Origin of the sequence: Burkholderia sp. 4M9327F10 (assembly GCF_005503145.1) — a bacterium.
Taxonomy (GTDB): Bacteria; Pseudomonadota; Gammaproteobacteria; order Burkholderiales; family Burkholderiaceae; genus Paraburkholderia.
Genome location: NZ_SCNV01000037.1, coordinates 21192 through 37279, shown reverse-complemented (window position 1 = coordinate 37279; position 16088 = coordinate 21192). Strand labels below are relative to the sequence as shown.

The window sequence follows — 16088 nt, the reverse complement described above, 5'->3', positions numbered from 1 at the left end:
CCCGAACCCTTCAATCTCAGGAGACAGACATGGCACGGAAGATTACGTTTTCTCAGGCGATCAATGAAGCGCTGAGTCAGGAGATGGCGCGCGACGAAAGCGTCATCGTAATGGGCGAGGACAATGCGGGCGGCGCGGGCTCGCCCGGTGAACAGGATGCGTGGGGCGGTGTGCTCGGCGTCACGAAAGGGCTCTTTCACAAGTACCCGGGGCGCGTGCTCGACACGCCGCTGTCCGAAGGCGGCTACATCGGTGCGGCGGTTGGTGCGGCCGCGTGCGGGATGCGCCCGGTTGCCGAATTGATGTTCATCGACTTCATGGGTGTATGTTTCGACCAGATCTTCAATCAGGCCGCCAAGTTCCGTTATATGTTCGGAGGCAAGGCGGTGACGCCGGTCGTGATCCGCACGATGCAGGGTGCGGGCCTGCGGGCCGCCGCGCAGCACTCGCAGATGCTGACCTCGCTCTTCACCCACATACCTGGCCTGAAAGTGGTGTGCCCGTCGACACCGTACGACGCGAAGGGACTGCTGATCCAGGCGATTCGCGACGACGACCCGGTCATCTTCTGCGAGCACAAGCTGCTGTACGGCCGCGAAGGCGACGTGCCGGAAGAGTCGTATGCGATCCCATTCGGCGAAGCGAACGTGGTTCGAGACGGCGACGACGCCACGATCGTGACCTATGGCCGCATGGTCCACCACGCCACGGAAGCCGCAGAAAAACTCGCAAAAGAAGGCATCCAGGCCGAAGTGATCGACTTGCGCACGACCTCGCCGCTCGACGAGGACACGATACTCGAAAGCGTGGAACGCACCGGGCGCCTCGTCGTGGTTGACGAGGCGAATCCCCGTTGCTCGATTGCGACGGACATCGCCGCGCTTGCCGCGCAGCGTGCGTTCCATTCGCTGAAGGCGCCCATCGAACTCGTGACTGCGCCGCATACCCCCGCACCTTTTGCCGGTGTGCTTGAAGACCTGTATATCCCGTCGGCAGACAATATCGCCGCGGCGGTGCGGAAAGTGAGGAGCTGAGCGATGTCGATTCACATGATCACAATGCCCAAGTGGGGCCTGTCGATGGAGCAGGGGCAGGTTAACGGCTGGCTGAAGACGCTAGGCGAGAAGGTCGCGAAGGGTGACGAGGTGCTCGACGTCGAGACCGACAAGATTTCGTCGGGCGTCGAGTGCGCGTTCGACGGCACGCTGCGCAGGCAGATCGCCCAGGAGGGCGACACGTTGCCGATCGGCGCGCTGCTCGGCGTGGTGGCCGACGAAGCCGACTCCGACGCTCAGATCGACGCGGCGGTTGAAGCGTTCCAGCGCGACTTCGTGCCGGTCACGGCCGACACTGCGGATGCGGGGCCGCAGCCGGAAAAGGCGCGGATCGGCGGCCGTACCGTGCGTTATCTGAAGATCGGCGACGGGGGCACGCCGGCGGTGCTAATCCACGGCTTCGGCGGCGATCTGAACAACTGGCTCTTCAATCATGCGGATCTCGCCGCGCATCGCGCTGTGTGGGCGCTCGATCTGCCGGGGCACGGCGAGTCGGGCAAGGCGGTCGAAACGGGAAGCCTCGACGAACTGGCCGACAACGTGATCGCGTTTCTCGATGACCGAGGCATCGAGTGTGCCCATCTCGTCGGGCATTCGATGGGCAGCGCGGTGTCGATGACGGTCGCGGCGAAAGCGCCCGGGCGGGTCGCATCGCTTGCGTTGATCGCGGGCGCCGGTCTTGGAGAAGAGATCAATCTCGAGTACATCGATGGCTTCGTTGCGGGCAGCACCCGTAACTCGCTGAAGCCGCATTTGCTGAAGCTGTTCGCCGACGGGTCGCTCGTCACACGGCAATTGATCGAAGATATCGTCAAGTACAAGCGGCTCGAAGGCGTGCACGAGGCGTTGCGGAAGATCGCCGCGTCCGCGTTCGAAGGCGGGGTGCAGCGGCGCGTCTATCGGGACCGGCTTGGCACGCTCGCGCCGCGCACCCTGGTGATCTGGGGGGCACAGGACCAGATCATTCCCGCCACGCAGGCGCTGGGGCTGCCGGGCGACGTGCGCGTGCATGTGATTGATGGCAAGGGGCATATGGTGCAGATGGAGGCCGCATCGGAAGTGAATCGCCTCCTGAACGAGTTCTTCGGCCAATAGCGATGGACGACGCCCTTCATGCCAGCAGCGTCACGGCGCTTGGCCAGCACGGCAAGCGCAACCGCGACAAGCTTGCCCGCATTCCCGTGAAGATCGTGCCGGCGGATGGCTCGAATGGGTTGCCCAAGCCACCCTGGCTGCATGCGCCGCCGATGATGAGCGAGACCGTTGCGGGCATGGCGGCGATTCTGCGCGAGCACAAACTGCATTCGGTATGCGAGGAGGCGATGTGTCCGAACATCGGCGAGTGTTTCGCGCGGCGCAGCGCAACGTTCATGATCATGGGAGGGATCTGCACGCGGCGCTGCGCGTTCTGCGATGTCGCACACGGACGGCCCGATGCGCTCGACGACGGGGAGCCGGCGCGGCTTGCCGACGCCGTCGCGGCGCTTGGGTTGCGATACGTCGTCATCACGTCGGTTGACCGCGACGATCTGCGTGACGGCGGCGCCGCGCATTTCGCACGCTGTATTGCGCTCGTGCGCGAGCGCGTGCCGGGCATTCGCGTCGAAGTGCTGACACCGGATTTCCGCGGACGAATCGACCGGGCGCTCGAGACGTTGTCCGTTGCATGGCCCGACGTGTTCAATCACAACATCGAGACGGTGCCGTCGCTGTATCGGGCGGCGCGGGCCGGTGCGGACTATGGCGGTTCGCTCGAGTTGCTTGCGCGCGCGAAGCGGCAGAACGCGGCGGCGCTGACGAAGTCCGGGCTGATGGTCGGCCTCGGCGAAACCGACGAGGAACTGCTCGCGACGATGCGGGATGTGCGCGCACACGAGGTCGACGTGTTGACGATCGGGCAGTATCTCGCGCCGTCGCGGTATCACATGCCAGTGCGGCGATACGTGCCGCCCGGGACTTTCGACATGCTGCGCGATGAAGGCCTGAAGATGGGGTTCAGAGAAGTGGTGGCGGGGCCGCTCGTGCGTTCGTCGTATCATGCGGACGCGGTTGCGGGAATGCAATGAGTGTGCGCCTCGATCGCCGGACCACTCCTTGAGCACACGCCGTAACTGATGATTCACCGCATAATATTTTCACCAGCCATGAAAGCGGCTCCATACGCAAAGTTCGCCGCTCGGCTCCAGCGCGTGATATTCGGGGAACTGCGTGCCTGTCGCGCAAGCGTGATTCGGCAGAATGCGCAGTCGCGTGCCAACCGGAAAGCGAGCTTTCAGGTCACCATCGTCGGGCGTATGGCCGGCATCGGTCCGGGCCAGAATGCCATGTTCCTGATTGGCGCCAACCAGCACGTAGCCGTCGAGCGGGGTGCCGTCCAGTGTGCAGGGCAGTCCGTAGCCGTAGTCGCGCGCTTGTTTCGACGTGCCGCGATCGCGACTCATGGCCATCCAGCCCGCGTCCACGATGACCCAGCCCTTGTCCTGCTGATGGCCGATAACGGTGGTGAGCACGCTGAGCGCGATGTCGTCGATCCGGCACACGCCAACGTTGTGCATCACGAGATCGAATAACGCGTAGACACCCGCGCGGACTTCGGTGACGCCATCGAGACGTTTTGCGGCCAGCGCAGTCGGCGTCGAGCCGACACTGACGTTCTCGCACGAAATGCCGGCGGCGCGCAGCCGTTGCGCAGCGCGCACGCAGCCGGCACGTTCCTGCTCGGCGAGCGCCGCTAAGGCTTCCTGCGTATGCAGTTCGTAGCTCGAGCCGGCATGCGCGAGGACCCCGCCCACCTTGACGCCGCCCGCCTGCAGAATGCGGCCGATTTCCAGCAGCGCATCGTCTTCGGGCGTGACGCCCGAGCGATGTCCGTCGATATCGACTTCGATCCACACCTCGAGCGATTCATCCGCCGTTTGGCAGAACTCGACGATAGACTCGGCGGCGCCGGCGTTGTCGACGATGATCTTCAGATCGCATCCCTGTTTCCTGAGCGCCATAGCCCGGGGGAGTTTCGAGGGAATCATGCCGACCGCGTAGAGAATGTCCCTGATGCCCGCCGCGAAAAAAGTTTCCGCTTCTCTCAGGGTAGAAACGGTAATGCCTTGTGCTCCGGCCGATAGCTGTGCCTCTACGACATTGAGGCATTTCGTTGTCTTCACATGCGGCCGGAATTTCACGCCCAGGGCGTTCATGCGTTGCTGCATCAATGCGATGTTCCTTTCCATGCGGCGAACGTCGATGATGGCCGCAGGTGTATCCAATGAATCGAGCGTCATGGTGTTCTCGGGTGTCACGATTGAGTGGCCGGTTGAAAGTGGCTTGCCCACGCGATGAGTGAATCCAGTTTCGGGGATTCGATTTCTGGCCGCTGCGCGCCGGAGACGAGCGGCAAACCAATGCGGTTGTGCCAGTACGTCCGCAATCCGACGCAGGCGGTACCGAACATGTCGTAACTGGAGCCGGCGACGAACGCCGCTTCGTGTGGCGCAACGTTGAGTTTGTCGAGCGCAAGCTGATAGGGACGGGGATCGGGTTTGTAGCTCCCGGCTTCTTCTGCCGTCACCACCACATCCCATTGAACGGGCAGAATCGATGCGGCTTGTCGACCGAGTCGATTGGAGCAGTTCGTAACGACGGCAAGCTTGCAGTACGGCCGCAGTTGCTGCAACGCAGCCACGGCCCCACTCCATGGGGTGAGCTCAAGCCAGTGTTCCTCAAGTACTTGTGGCGCGGATTCAGGAAGACCGACATGTTGTGCGGCCTGTCTCACCAGCGTTTCGTATTCGACGTATTGACCGCAACCATACGTCAGGCACAAATACTCGGCACGCCAGGCTTTGCCGGCCTCTTCGGTTCCAGCCGAACGATTCCAGAGTGACCAGGAATCCAGCAATGCGGTCAGCAGGTCAAACAGAACGGCCTTCGGATAGCGGGGATGGAGCGAGGAGTCTTCCATGTCATCTGCCTCGGTAGTCGTATTCCTGAGTTGGATTCGAGTATAGGCTCCGAGGTCCCTTTGCGAATTAAGAGGAATTAACTCAATAATTTAGAAAAATTAAACGTCGGGGTCTCGTGCAGACACGAGTGTTGCGTGGTGGGAGCGGCTAAACCCGCCACGGCGGGAGCGGCCTGAAGCGCGCTTGCAGGTACTGCATGAAATCCCGGGTTCTTCTGGGCAAGCCCGATCGGTTGTGGGTCAGCGCAATGACGTTGGCGTCCGGCGCCTTCCATGCGGGTAGCAGACTCACCAGCGTTCCGCGCCGGATGTCGTCCGCGACGTCCCATTCCGAACGCAGGATGATGCCCCGTCCCTCGCAAGCCCAGTGGCGAATCACATCACCGTCGTTACAACTGAGTTTCGACGCCACCCTGATGCTGCGACTGATTTTTCCCTTGCGAAAATGCCACAACGATACGTCTTCATTGTTTTCACGAAGGACGATGCACGGCAATCGCGCGAGATCGTCGGGTGTCTTCGGATTACCAAAACGTTTGACGAAGGCAGGGGAGGCGCAGACAAATCTCGCGTTGGGTGCAATGGCATGGCCGACGAGATTCGATGCCCGCAATTCACCGATATGCACCACGACATCGAAACGGTCGGCCGCCTCGGTCAAGGGCTGGTCGGAAAGCGTCAACGCCACATCGACGTCCGGATTCTCTCGCTGAAAATCTGCGATGACTGGGGCGATATACCGACGGCCGAAACCGAGCGGCGCGTTGACCTTCAATGTGCCGACCAATCCTCCATGGTGAATTCGTAGCTCTTCCAGCAGTGTGTCGAATTGCTGGATCAGTTCCGATCCACGCAGGCACAGCAACATGCCCTCGTCTGTGAAGATCAGCTTGCGTGCGGTTCTGTCGGCCAGCCTGGTGCCGAGTTTCTTTTCGAGTTGCAGCAGCCGTTGAGATACCGCAGAGGGCGTGAGGCCGAGCTTGCGTGCGGCAGCAATCAGGCTGCCGCTTTGCTGGATCGTCAGGAGGAAACGGATATCAGCAGAATCAGTCATTTCAGTGCCGCGAAGTTCATGAGCCAGGGAAATCAACGTGTTCGGCCGGATCGATCGAATCCGCTTAGAGAGCGATCAGCGTTCAATGTAGCGTGCCGACAGCAGCCACGGCCCCAATCCTACCTATCGAGACTGCACATGCTTTATCCAGGGCGGTGGCAGGGCCGGTACCCGGCTCGCCGTCAGGGCGCCACGTCAACCGGCACATTCAAGCCCACCTTGACCCGGCTCATGGCTACCAGGGTTTTGAATCGTTTTACATTGTTATTCGCGAAGAACAACTGTCGCGCGAGTTCGTTGTATTGCTCCATATGACGCACGGTAAGCACAAGTACGAAGTCCCATTCTCCTGCGACGTAATAGCACTGCTGTACCTGCGGGCACAGTTCAAAGGACCGCCGCATGGCATCGAGCAGGTCGATCTGTTCGCTCTCCGCTTCCACGTTGGCCACGATGGTCAACAAATATCCGACCTTCTCGGGAGCGACGACTGCTGTGTATTTCTCAATGACGCCCTCATCAGCCATCCGTTTGAGCCGCCGGTTCACCGCTGCAGTGGACAGGTTCACGCGTGCGCCCAACTCATTCTGCGGAATTCGTGCATCGCTCTGTACCTCTGCGAGCAACTTGTAGTCATACGCGTCGAGGGCTGCCGTCATGGTGAATGTCATCCGGAAATAGCGCGATCAGATGGAATGTTTTTGCATTTCAGTGCCGAAAATTGCACTGAAGCATCATGCCTAAAGAAATAATATTCTGTCTTTACGTGGTCCGGCAAGTTCGAGGTCGCGCCTGCCCTTGCTTTACCCCAAATTCCGGAGTTACCGCCATGCTGACCGCTAATGCACGTGCCTCACGTACGTTCTATTTCCCAGAACTCAGGCAGATTCTGAGCATCGAGGCTGCTGCGCAGAGTCGTGAGTGGCTCTCGCACTGGCAACAGATCAATACCGGCGCCACGCCGCTGTGGAATCTGCCGGGTTTGGCGGCCAGTCTCCATGTTGGGCAGATCAGCATCAAGGACGAATCAGTTCGTTCCCCTCTCGGAAGCTTCAAGGCGTTGGGCGCTCCGATCGCCTTGGTGCGGCTGATTCTTAGACTCTGGCCAGAGCACAGGCTGGACGCGCAAGCGCTGATCACCGGCCAGTATCGCGACCTGCTCAAGCATTTCACTGTGATCAGCGCGACTGACGGCAACCATGGCAAGGCGCTCGCCGCCGCCGCACAAACTGTCGGCTGCCGTTGCGTGATCTTGCTGCATGCACATGTCAGCGTCGAGCGGGAACAGGCAATCGCTGCCTACGGCGCGGAAATTGTGCGTATCAAGGGTAATTACGACGAGTCAGTTGAGGAAGCAGCTCGACTCGCCGACAACAATGGCTGGCACGTCGTTTCGGACACCTCGTATGAAGGCTACGAGGATATTCCCCGCGATGTGATGCAAGGCTATGGCGCCATCGCGGCCGAAATCATCGAGCAAACCTGCAGCGAGACGGACAAGCCCGCTTTTACCCATGTCTTCCTGCAGGGTGGCGTGGGTGGCCTCGCAGCGGGGGTCGCCAGCTATCTGTGGGAGTTCCACAGTGAGCATCGCCCCCGCTTCATCGTGGTTGAACCGCAGCAGGCCGATTGTCTGTACCGGAGCGCCCAGCTCGGCCACGCTGCCCGCGCGACCGGGTCGGTTGATTCGGTCATGGCGGGCCTTGCCTGCGGTGAGGCGTCGCCGCTCGCATGGAGGATTCTGCAGCCTTGCATCGACGATTTTCTGACGATCAGCGATAACGATGCCGTTGAGGCAATGCGCGTGCTTGCGGCCGGCAATGAGCAGGACGTGCCGGTGGTTTCGGGTGAGTCCGGGGCCGCGGGTCTGGCGGGGCTTATCGTGCTGGCAAAGGATCCGCATCTTGCGCAGGCAGTGGGTCTGGATAGCCACTCCCGGGTGCTGCTCGTCAGCACCGAAGGGGCGACAGCGCCTGCGGTTTATCGCGAGCTTGTAGGCGAGCCTGCACAGGCCGTCCTGGCACGTCAGAAGGCGTGGCGGGAAAGCTCCGTTCAATAAAGCGGCAACAAGGCACAGTTCATCGGGCTCTAACAGGGAGGCCCTGGAAACAACCGCTGACGGAACATGATTTTTACGCGCAGTTGACATGCCGGCGTCAACACCTTCATCGACACCCGGAAACCGGCTTCAAGGAAGAAGAGACGTTCCAACATTTCTACGAAAGTCCGGGGATCGACATACAGCGGTCATCGACGCAAATCTCATCCATGCTCGCGTTTCCTGAAGTGCCTGGCAAAGCTCCAGGTATATTCGCGGACAACTCATATATGCGGCTGGCGCAAGGTGATCAGACGCGGAATACACGAGCGTGAGGGGAAGTGCCGATATGCTGTGCGAGCGCGGTGATAAACGCATCGACGACTCCTGATTTATACCTGCGCGGATTCCAGACTGCGGACACGGTTTGCTGAAGGTATCGTCCACTCACAGTCAATGGAATGCCGACACATTCAGGCGGCGGCGTTGATGTCGACGACACAATAGCGATTCCATGGCCCGCCTGAGCCAGAGCGCAAAGCGTATGCATGCTGCTGCTTTCCAGGATGCCGTGCCCACGTAAGCCGGCTTTCGCGCTGGCGCTGTCGAAAAGACTGCGGGTCATAAAACCTTCCTGCAGCAGCAGTAACGGCTGCTCTCGAAGCGTGCTCACTTCGATGCGGGATTTTTTTGCCAAGGGGTGCGAGCGCGCCATGACCGCGCAAACCCGTGCGGTGAACAGGTTGATGCCTTCCAGGTCGTGATGGTCTGGCAATGCTGCGACGGCAACATGGACAGTGCCGATTTCGACCTGCGAAAGCAAAAAATCATTAGAACCTTCGACCAGGACGGTTTCAATCTCTGTCCACGTCTGTTTGAAGTCAATGAGCGCGTGCGCCAGAAGCGCTTCGATCGTTTGAGGCGTTGCCCCGATTCGCAGCAAACCCAGACGGCCTCGTGCCACCGCATCCACTCGTTCCGACAAAGCGTATGCCTGATCGAGAAGCGCTTGTGCCCGCGGTAGCAGATCTTCGCCTTCTGCCGTCAGAAGGAGACGTTTTCCAGCGCGATCGAACAGCGTGATATCCAACCCGCGCTCTAACGTTTGTATCTGCCGGGAGAGCGCCGACTGGCTGATGTGAAATGCCTTGGCAGCCTGCGATAAGTTCAGGCGCTCCGCCACGCCCACGAAAAGACTTAACGCCCGCAAGTCAATCATGCTTATGCTCCCAGTGCATATGGAATGCGGCATATTTTGCATTGGACGCAAGAGAATCATCAACCTATATTTGGAACCGACGCAATGTTGCGCCAAGGATGACAAAGGGGGAGGGACGTATGCAAATCAATCTAAACGCGGATATCGGAGAAGGATTCGGGAAATATCGTGTCGGGCATGATGCGGCTTTGATGCCGCTCATAGGATCGGCGAATATTGCGTGCGGAATGCACGCGGGCGATCCGTCGATCATGGTCGAGACCGTAAAGCTCGCGTTGGGATCAGGCGTGTCGCTGGGCGCACATCCAGGTTTCAATGATTTGTGGGGTTTCGGGCGTCGTCAGATATTCATGAGCGCTCGCGACCTCGAGTACCTGGTCACCTATCAGATCGGAGCACTTCAAGCAATCGCACGTTCGAACGGTGGCGCAGTGACGCACGTCAAACCCCATGGCGCGTTGAACAATATGGCGCACGACGACATTGAATACGCGCTGGCTATCGGGCGTGGCATCAAGGCGGCCGACCCGGATTTGATTTATGTGGCGAATGCGGGTTCTCAAATGGTCCGGGCGGCTTATCAGGTGGACCTCAGGGTCGCCATGGAGTCGTATGTGGACCGTGTCTACGATGACAACGGTAAGATGCTGTCGCGTGACCGGCCCAACGCGGTTATCAAAGATCCGCTGAAGGCGGCGGAACACGTCATCCGCATCATCGAGGAAGAAGCGATCATCTCTGAGTCGGGTAAGAAGATTCCGGCTCGAATTGATACGTTCTGCGTTCACGGCGATGAGCCGACCGCTGTCGCGGTCGTAATCGAACTACACGAGGCGCTGCGTCGTGCAGGCATAAGCGTTGTCACACTGCCCGAACTATTGGCATGAAGGCGCGCTGAGGAAAATAGTATTGGGAACCGTCGCATGAATTGCATGCTTGACGATCTCGACCGTCATATTCTTGAGTTGGTGCAGAAGAACAATTTGGCGACGCATCGCCGAACGCGTCAACTTTTCCGCGCCGGCGGTCGCACACCGTCTACAAGATAACCCGCGTGCGGCTCGCGCTCACACACGAAAGCTTGCGAAAAATCGTCACCGGATGGCTACAGGCACAACATCTTGTCATCGCGCGAACGACTGATCCAAGGTGAACTATGGTCGTTCACGTGTGCAACAGCAGCGGCACTTGAGGGTCGTGACGCGCCTGTCGCGTTGCTTCAACATTGGTAAGCCACAAGCGCATGGCCGTAGACGTCCGCGCAGCGATTGTCTCTAGGCGACTAGCTGGTTGTGGGGACAAGGGAAACTTCACGAAGAGGACTTGTCGCTTGTCCTGTACTCGATAGCGAAAGAAGCCGGTTTGATCGAGTCAAGATAAATGAGGTTATGATCACGCAGTCATATCGATAACGTCACTCATCGACAAAGGCCACCCCATGCGTGCATCACTGCAATTACGAAATGACTGTGATGCCGTCCAGACGAAAACTGCCGGGACAGCAACGCAGGAGCCGAGGTTGGTGGACAACCGGCCAGCGGCGGTGGCGCAACGCGAACTGGCCGAGATGATGAATAACAGCCCGCCCGTGTTGCAGCAACGGGCGCTAAGCGACGCCATTCAGAACAGTCCGCGGATGGCGGCGCAGCGCCACACAATGAATGCGCGCTTTGGCGGGGCAGCTCAACTGCAAGGAGGCGGCGCAATGCCCGCTGAGTTATCGCCCGCGCAGCGCAAAGAAAAACCCAACAATACCGGCCTGCCCAATCAGTTGAAGTCAGGGATAGAGTCGCTCTCGGGCATGAGCATGGATCACGTGAAGGTGCACTACAACTCGCAAAAGCCGGCCTCGCTGCAGGCGCATGCCTACGCGCAGGGCAGCGAGATTCATGTGGCGCCGGGACAGGAGCGGCATGTGCCGCATGAGGCATGGCATGTAGTTCAGCAGGCCCAGGGACGGGTTAAGCCTACGTTGCAGATGCAGGGTGCGACGGTGAATGATGATGCTGGCCTGGAGAGGGAAGCGGATTTGATGGGGGCAATGGCCTTGCAAAGGATGGACAAAGCGCCGGATTTCCCCCTGAGGCCGGCGTCGAATACAACTGCTGACGCATTGCCTGTTCAAAGAGTGCAACAGGAGGCGAGAGTCGAATGGGGCATCACGCATATCGTCAAACTGCAGGACGCATCATTGTTTGGGACCGATGACGCGCTGGCAAATGAAGTTGAACCAATTGACGGCGGTCAGCTGAAGAAGGGCGACATGCTGGTGATTGATGATGCACCGGTCGTTATTTCAAGGCGCGGATCGAATCAGGAGAATCGCGAAAAAAGAGCGGAAGATAAAGAGGGAAATAAAGTATATCAATGGTTGCGCGTTTTGAAAATAATTCCATTAAACGGGAAGGAGCGTGATTTTTCAGGTGATGCTGCCATGTATGTCAGGAAGGAGACTATTAAGATATTGTCGGAATCGAGTGGGCAGCAACCGGGCGGTCTGAATAAAATCTCCTTGGCTAACATCAAGGATTGGGAAGGCGAAGAAATACCAGAAAAATTGAGGGAAATCGCAGAAAAATGGAGGCATCAAGGTGAACTCCGTAGAACAAAGAGCAAGGGCGTACTCGATATAGATGCATTGGACATGAAACGCAAAAGCGAAGGAGGGGGTGGGAAGCCGTCAGGGAGAAACTGGGATCAGTACGATGAAGGTGTTAATGTGGCGACCGATGTCGCCGACGAAGAACATGAGCCATTCGTCAAGGAAGGGCAGTGGAGGATTAAAGCGGTTAATGAAGAGACGGATGAGCTGGTAGGTGTATTAATTGTAGAGACTGAAGAGAACGAAGAGACTGAAGATTCTTTATATTTGCGGTGGCTGATTGGGAATCCGGAAATTAAAGGTGGCGGCAGCGCTCTTTTGGCTGCGGTAAAAATATTACTAAGTGAAAAACCTGGCAGTTCCATAGGAGTAACCTCGGCATATTCCGCAAAAGATTCTTACATAAAAGCCGGGTTCAAGCAGGGAGATCAGGAGACGCCAGTACTTCCAGGGCAAGAGTTCGAATTGATTTTAACTGCAGAGGACGAAGACGCTCTAAAAATTCCCGAGAAATATAAGGGCTTTAAGCCTGAGAGGTACGATTTCGAGGGAAATAAATAGCTCGAGCAAGAAATCTTGCGGAAGGCTACTTGGAGTTTTTGCCTGCGCCAGAAGCAGACCAGTTTTTTCTTCGAGTTGTCGGTTACGGTTATGGATGGTGCTGCTCACGTGCCGGCGGTCGTTCAGGATGGTGTGGTGCATCGGCATCATCTATGCCTCGGACATTCCTAATGAGGGATTTCAGCGGTTCACCGTGGCCAACGAGCTGGCGGTAACGATGCGACCGACAGGAAACGGCCAAATCACGGGCCGGTGAGCCGGCGAATGACTTGGGCCTTGTACTGACGCCGATGCCAGAAGTGGCCACACGGCTGCGAGCGACATGGTTCGACTGGCAGCCTGTCTGGCCACAATTGCTTTACGGTGAAGGACGAATGCGAACTCCCGCCCAATCCCACCGGAGGTAGCCCGCATAGTCGAGACGGCATTAAAAATTATTTCTCGAACGAACAATCCACGTTGAGAATGCCGCCATACGACTGGTCAGTAAGAATGGACCCTGTCGTCGTCAGCGGATTGTCGACGATCATCGACTTCGGCCGGCCTTTACCATTGAAATTAGTCACCTTCGCGATTAACGTCGCGTAGTCTCCATTGCGCAAGGCCAAAAAGCGCGAATATTGATCGGGCGCGGAGTGACACATGATCTGAACCCTGGTCTGGACCATTGGGCCAATTCCCAGCAGGCCGGCATGAACTTCAGTGATATACGGAATGCTGAAGGATCTGGTGGCGCTGGCCATTTGCACGTCGCCATACAATGCCATTCCCGAAGTAGGCCGCATTACCCTTCCATCAATTCGATATACCTTGCCAGCATATTTCATCGTGACATCGGTGGAGTCCTGCTTTTGCCGCAATGCTTCAGCCACCTCGTTTGCCAAATCCACCGCTTTAATATCTATAATCTGGCCGGTTCCGAGCTTGCTTTGCGCGGCCGCGGCGACGCTCGCACCCGCTGCGTCCATCTTCACATTCGCAATGACGTTACACATGCGGTCGCGCATCACGTTGGGATCGACAATCTGGTCACGGGTCAATTGGGCGATAAGCGTCAGACGCCCCGACGACTTCTGCGCGCCGGCGATCATCGGATAATCATGCCCTCCAGCTGGGTCTTTTACGATTATCGTCACTTTGCCGAAGGTATTGTCGACCTGATCCGCGCCGACCTGCATTCCTTGATCCATGGCGATTTTTTCAACCTGCCCAATCGCGCTATGGACATCCAGATCCTGGAGTTTCACGAATGTCGCCAAAGTGGCGCCATTACGCGGATCGCCGCTACTCGTAAAATTGCGTCCGCACTCGGTGGAAGCATAAGAAGGCGGAGCGGGAATCGATGCATTCGGCATATCGGCACAGGCAGACAGTAGACTGAGTGCCAACGATGCGATCCAAAGGAGCTTGATTTTCATGGGTGTCGGGTAACGAGTTTTTCTCGATGCGGCACACAAAGATCCGCCGCACATTGTTAAGTCATTTTTAAAGATCGGTTTGTCAGACAAGCGCACGATACCACAAGACATTTGGCGTTTGTGTGGCGGACCTGTTACCCCCAATTAGACGGAATGGTAGACAAGTAATACGCCGTGGTTTCGAGGTGTGGACTCCCGCAAATTCGCCTGCCCATTGCCAACGACCTGAGCCTAGGGACCAAGGGTCCATTCCTGGCTGAACTAAGAGTGCAGAGACTCAAGAGAGGGGCTGGCGGGGAGGGGGATTGCGATTCTGGCGGTTTTGGAGCGGGTGTGCCGTAGACCGGAGACGCCGCTCGGCAAAAATGCATTGATTCCATTGCGGGCGCGAGGCTCGGCCAGAATTGGGCGCGATTATTCCTGGACCATCGATATTGCATCGTTGCGCGACGACACTGCGCTGTTTTCATTGATGCACCAACCCGTCACGCTCTGGATTCAACAGCAGACCCCGTATTGGTTGATCCGCAACTCGCGGCGTGGGGTGAACGAGGCGCGTCGGCGTACGGTGTATCGCCAGATGGCGGGCGGTGCATAAAAAACGCCTGCTCATGGCAGGCGTTTCGAAGCACGAGATTTTGGAGCTTTTAGCTTGTTACCGGTCGAAGCGTTGCCGCTCTGCAGGCTGTCTTGATTGCGTTCAGCGAACGGCGTAGCCTACGCATCGAATTTGACATAATATAAACAGCTTAGCTAACTAATAGCTGGCGTTACACCTGCGGGAACCAAGCCCCACAAGCGTTAGCGGGTAGCGCCAGCCACCGAAAACCCTTGGAAAAATTTTCCAAAGCGTCCATCCAAAAGTCGCGGTGACGATCATCGCGGGCGCGCTCAGCGTGCGTCGCCGCGACGACTTCAAAAGCCCTTACACCCAGAATCTCCGCGACCCGAAAGCAGGTGTCTTCGTCGAAGGTGGATTTGCCGTTGCGATAGGCGCTGACGGTTGAGCGCGTGACGCCCAGCGCCTTAGCGGCAGCATAGTCAGAAGGCAATTCCAAAGCAGCCTTAACAGCGTCAAGCCATTCAATCGTTGTTTTCATTGACAACCCCAGTTAATTCAACCCGGTGTCAAGACTATCCGAACGCTCGACCAGAGGCAACGTTCGACGTAACCAAACGTTCGATCACGGTTGACATGTTCGACCGTGTCGAACTATAGTCCACCCGTCGTCCCGGCAACCGGTTCCCAACCCCGCCGGTGTTGGATTAGCTACCCAGCCGCCGGGCGACTTTCACTAAATGCATCGTTCAAGGGGTTGAACAAGGGGAGGTCAAATGCAAGTTTCGTTGCAACAAACGCTTACACCTTCGGCATTTGCACGTCAGCCCATCGCATCTTCTTTGTTCTCAAATGGACTTAAATTTTCATTTAGTCCACAAGTAGACTGCGACGCCCGGCGTGACATGTGCTGGATGGACAGAATGAAAACGATCGAGTACGCAACCGACACGAACGCCGCGTTCGAATAGCCAGAATCAATCAATATTGCAGTGGAGATTTCATAGTGAATATGAATCGGACTACTAACGTAATAGGCGACGAGTCGGATGCGATTCGTCGCGAGTTGAATGCACACAACGAAGTGCAACGCGCGCGCTACCGGGCGCGTTCAGCAAGCTGGCATGTGATACATGCGCGCCGACAAGGGCGCCCGCACCTGAGCGCCGTAGGTGTCGCATGACGGATGTCGATGTCGAACAGGCGAAGCCGCGAGCAGTGGCCCCGGGTGTCGTGGAGTGTGGTCCGTACTTTGAGCAGCACGCACGCGGCGGCTACTTCATGGTGGGGAAGCGCCAGATTCACTGGTACGAAGAAAATATCCAGCTGGGCGGCACGTATCTGCTGACGCGCGACGAGGCGCTTAGTGCTGCGTTGCATGAGACAAAAGGGCGCGTGTGATTCCCGCGATCCCACCCAACGAGCTGAGGCAGGGACTCGGCGAACTGATTGAAGATCTCGCCGCGTTTGGCGTTGGCGCCGGGGTGATGGTGCCCCCGTTCGTCCTGTACGCCCCGGCGCGTACCGCGCGCGGAGACCTGGCCGCAGCCCGTGCGCTGGATGAGCTGCGGCCGCTCCTGAACAAGATGGCGCGGCGGCGCCGGGTCATTCGATAGGGCATTCC

General features: G+C 58.1%; 15 protein-coding genes and 1 pseudogene. 9 read left to right on the top strand and 7 right to left on the bottom strand.

Annotated features, from left to right (window positions below):
• Positions 1 to 29: 29 nt before the first annotated feature.
• Genes FFS45_RS27220 through lipA form a run of 3 tightly spaced genes read left to right on the top strand, consistent with a single transcriptional unit; the run spans position 30 to position 3121 of the window.
• Entirely contained in the window at positions 30 to 1034 is a 1005-nt protein-coding gene (locus FFS45_RS27220) for an alpha-ketoacid dehydrogenase subunit beta (RefSeq protein ID WP_137957732.1), read from the top strand.
• 3 nt (positions 1035 to 1037) lie between these two features.
• Complete coding sequence (locus FFS45_RS27215; protein WP_137957731.1) at positions 1038 to 2150, top strand: acetoin dehydrogenase dihydrolipoyllysine-residue acetyltransferase subunit; 1113 nt, start codon at positions 1038 to 1040, stop codon at positions 2148 to 2150.
• A gap of 2 nt (positions 2151 to 2152) precedes the next feature.
• The gene (gene lipA / locus FFS45_RS27210) at positions 2153 to 3121 is read left to right on the top strand and encodes a lipoyl synthase (RefSeq protein ID WP_137957730.1); all 969 of its coding nucleotides are present in this window, start codon (positions 2153 to 2155) and stop codon (positions 3119 to 3121) included.
• A 69-nt stretch (positions 3122 to 3190) separates the two neighbouring features.
• On the opposite strand, the gene FFS45_RS27205 is transcribed toward lipA, so the two are convergent.
• The 4 genes from FFS45_RS27205 to FFS45_RS27190 form a co-directional block, all read right to left on the bottom strand.
• Entirely contained in the window at positions 3191 to 4333 is a 1143-nt protein-coding gene (locus FFS45_RS27205) for a DSD1 family PLP-dependent enzyme (protein ID WP_137957729.1), read from the bottom strand.
• Positions 4334 to 4347: 14 nt separating this feature from the next.
• The gene (locus FFS45_RS27200) at positions 4348 to 5013 is read right to left on the bottom strand and encodes an HAD-IA family hydrolase (RefSeq protein WP_137957728.1); all 666 of its coding nucleotides are present in this window, start codon (positions 5011 to 5013) and stop codon (positions 4348 to 4350) included.
• A gap of 148 nt (positions 5014 to 5161) precedes the next feature.
• Positions 5162 to 6067 carry a LysR family transcriptional regulator gene (locus tag FFS45_RS27195; protein WP_137957771.1) on the bottom strand — a complete coding sequence of 302 codons (906 nt, stop codon included), beginning with the start codon at positions 6065 to 6067 and terminating at the stop codon, positions 5162 to 5164.
• Positions 6068 to 6249: 182 nt separating this feature from the next.
• On the bottom strand, positions 6250 to 6726 hold the full coding sequence (locus FFS45_RS27190) for an Lrp/AsnC family transcriptional regulator (protein ID WP_137957727.1): 477 nt from the start codon (positions 6724 to 6726) through the stop codon (positions 6250 to 6252).
• 170 nt (positions 6727 to 6896) lie between these two features.
• On the opposite strand from FFS45_RS27190, the gene FFS45_RS27185 reads away from it, so the two are divergent.
• The gene (locus tag FFS45_RS27185) at positions 6897 to 8126 is read left to right on the top strand and encodes a diaminopropionate ammonia-lyase (protein WP_137957770.1); all 1230 of its coding nucleotides are present in this window, start codon (positions 6897 to 6899) and stop codon (positions 8124 to 8126) included.
• A gap of 289 nt (positions 8127 to 8415) precedes the next feature.
• Here the strand turns inward: FFS45_RS27185 and FFS45_RS27180 are convergent, their stop codons facing one another.
• Positions 8416 to 9324: a LysR family transcriptional regulator gene (locus FFS45_RS27180; RefSeq protein ID WP_171029774.1), complete on the bottom strand. Its 909-nt coding sequence runs from the start codon at positions 9322 to 9324 to the stop codon at positions 8416 to 8418.
• Positions 9325 to 9443: 119 nt separating this feature from the next.
• On the opposite strand from FFS45_RS27180, the gene FFS45_RS27175 reads away from it, so the two are divergent.
• Both FFS45_RS27175 and FFS45_RS27170 read left to right on the top strand, forming a co-directional pair.
• A complete protein-coding gene (locus FFS45_RS27175) occupies positions 9444 to 10211 on the top strand; it encodes a 5-oxoprolinase subunit PxpA (protein ID WP_137957725.1) in 768 nt (255 codons plus the stop codon).
• Positions 10212 to 10762: 551 nt separating this feature from the next.
• Entirely contained in the window at positions 10763 to 12487 is a 1725-nt protein-coding gene (locus FFS45_RS27170; protein WP_137957724.1) for a DUF4157 domain-containing protein, read from the top strand.
• Positions 12488 to 12921: 434 nt separating this feature from the next.
• On the opposite strand, the gene FFS45_RS27165 is transcribed toward FFS45_RS27170, so the two are convergent.
• Entirely contained in the window at positions 12922 to 13905 is a 984-nt protein-coding gene (locus tag FFS45_RS27165; RefSeq protein ID WP_137957723.1) for a hypothetical protein, read from the bottom strand.
• A 289-nt stretch (positions 13906 to 14194) separates the two neighbouring features.
• Between FFS45_RS27165 and FFS45_RS42475 the strand changes: the two are divergent.
• A pseudogene (locus FFS45_RS42475) lies at positions 14195 to 14416 on the top strand (hypothetical protein); the annotation flags it as partial.
• A gap of 259 nt (positions 14417 to 14675) precedes the next feature.
• Here FFS45_RS42475 and FFS45_RS27155 read toward each other — a convergent pair.
• Complete coding sequence (locus FFS45_RS27155; protein ID WP_137957722.1) at positions 14676 to 15005, bottom strand: helix-turn-helix domain-containing protein; 330 nt, start codon at positions 15003 to 15005, stop codon at positions 14676 to 14678.
• A 638-nt stretch (positions 15006 to 15643) separates the two neighbouring features.
• Between FFS45_RS27155 and FFS45_RS27150 the strand changes: the two genes are divergently transcribed.
• Entirely contained in the window at positions 15644 to 15865 is a 222-nt protein-coding gene (locus FFS45_RS27150; protein WP_137957721.1) for a hypothetical protein, read from the top strand.
• The gene (locus tag FFS45_RS27145; protein WP_137957769.1) at positions 15865 to 16080 is read left to right on the top strand and encodes a hypothetical protein; all 216 of its coding nucleotides are present in this window, start codon (positions 15865 to 15867) and stop codon (positions 16078 to 16080) included. The genes FFS45_RS27150 and FFS45_RS27145 overlap by 1 nt, the downstream gene beginning before the upstream one ends.
• Positions 16081 to 16088: the final 8 nt, after the last annotated feature.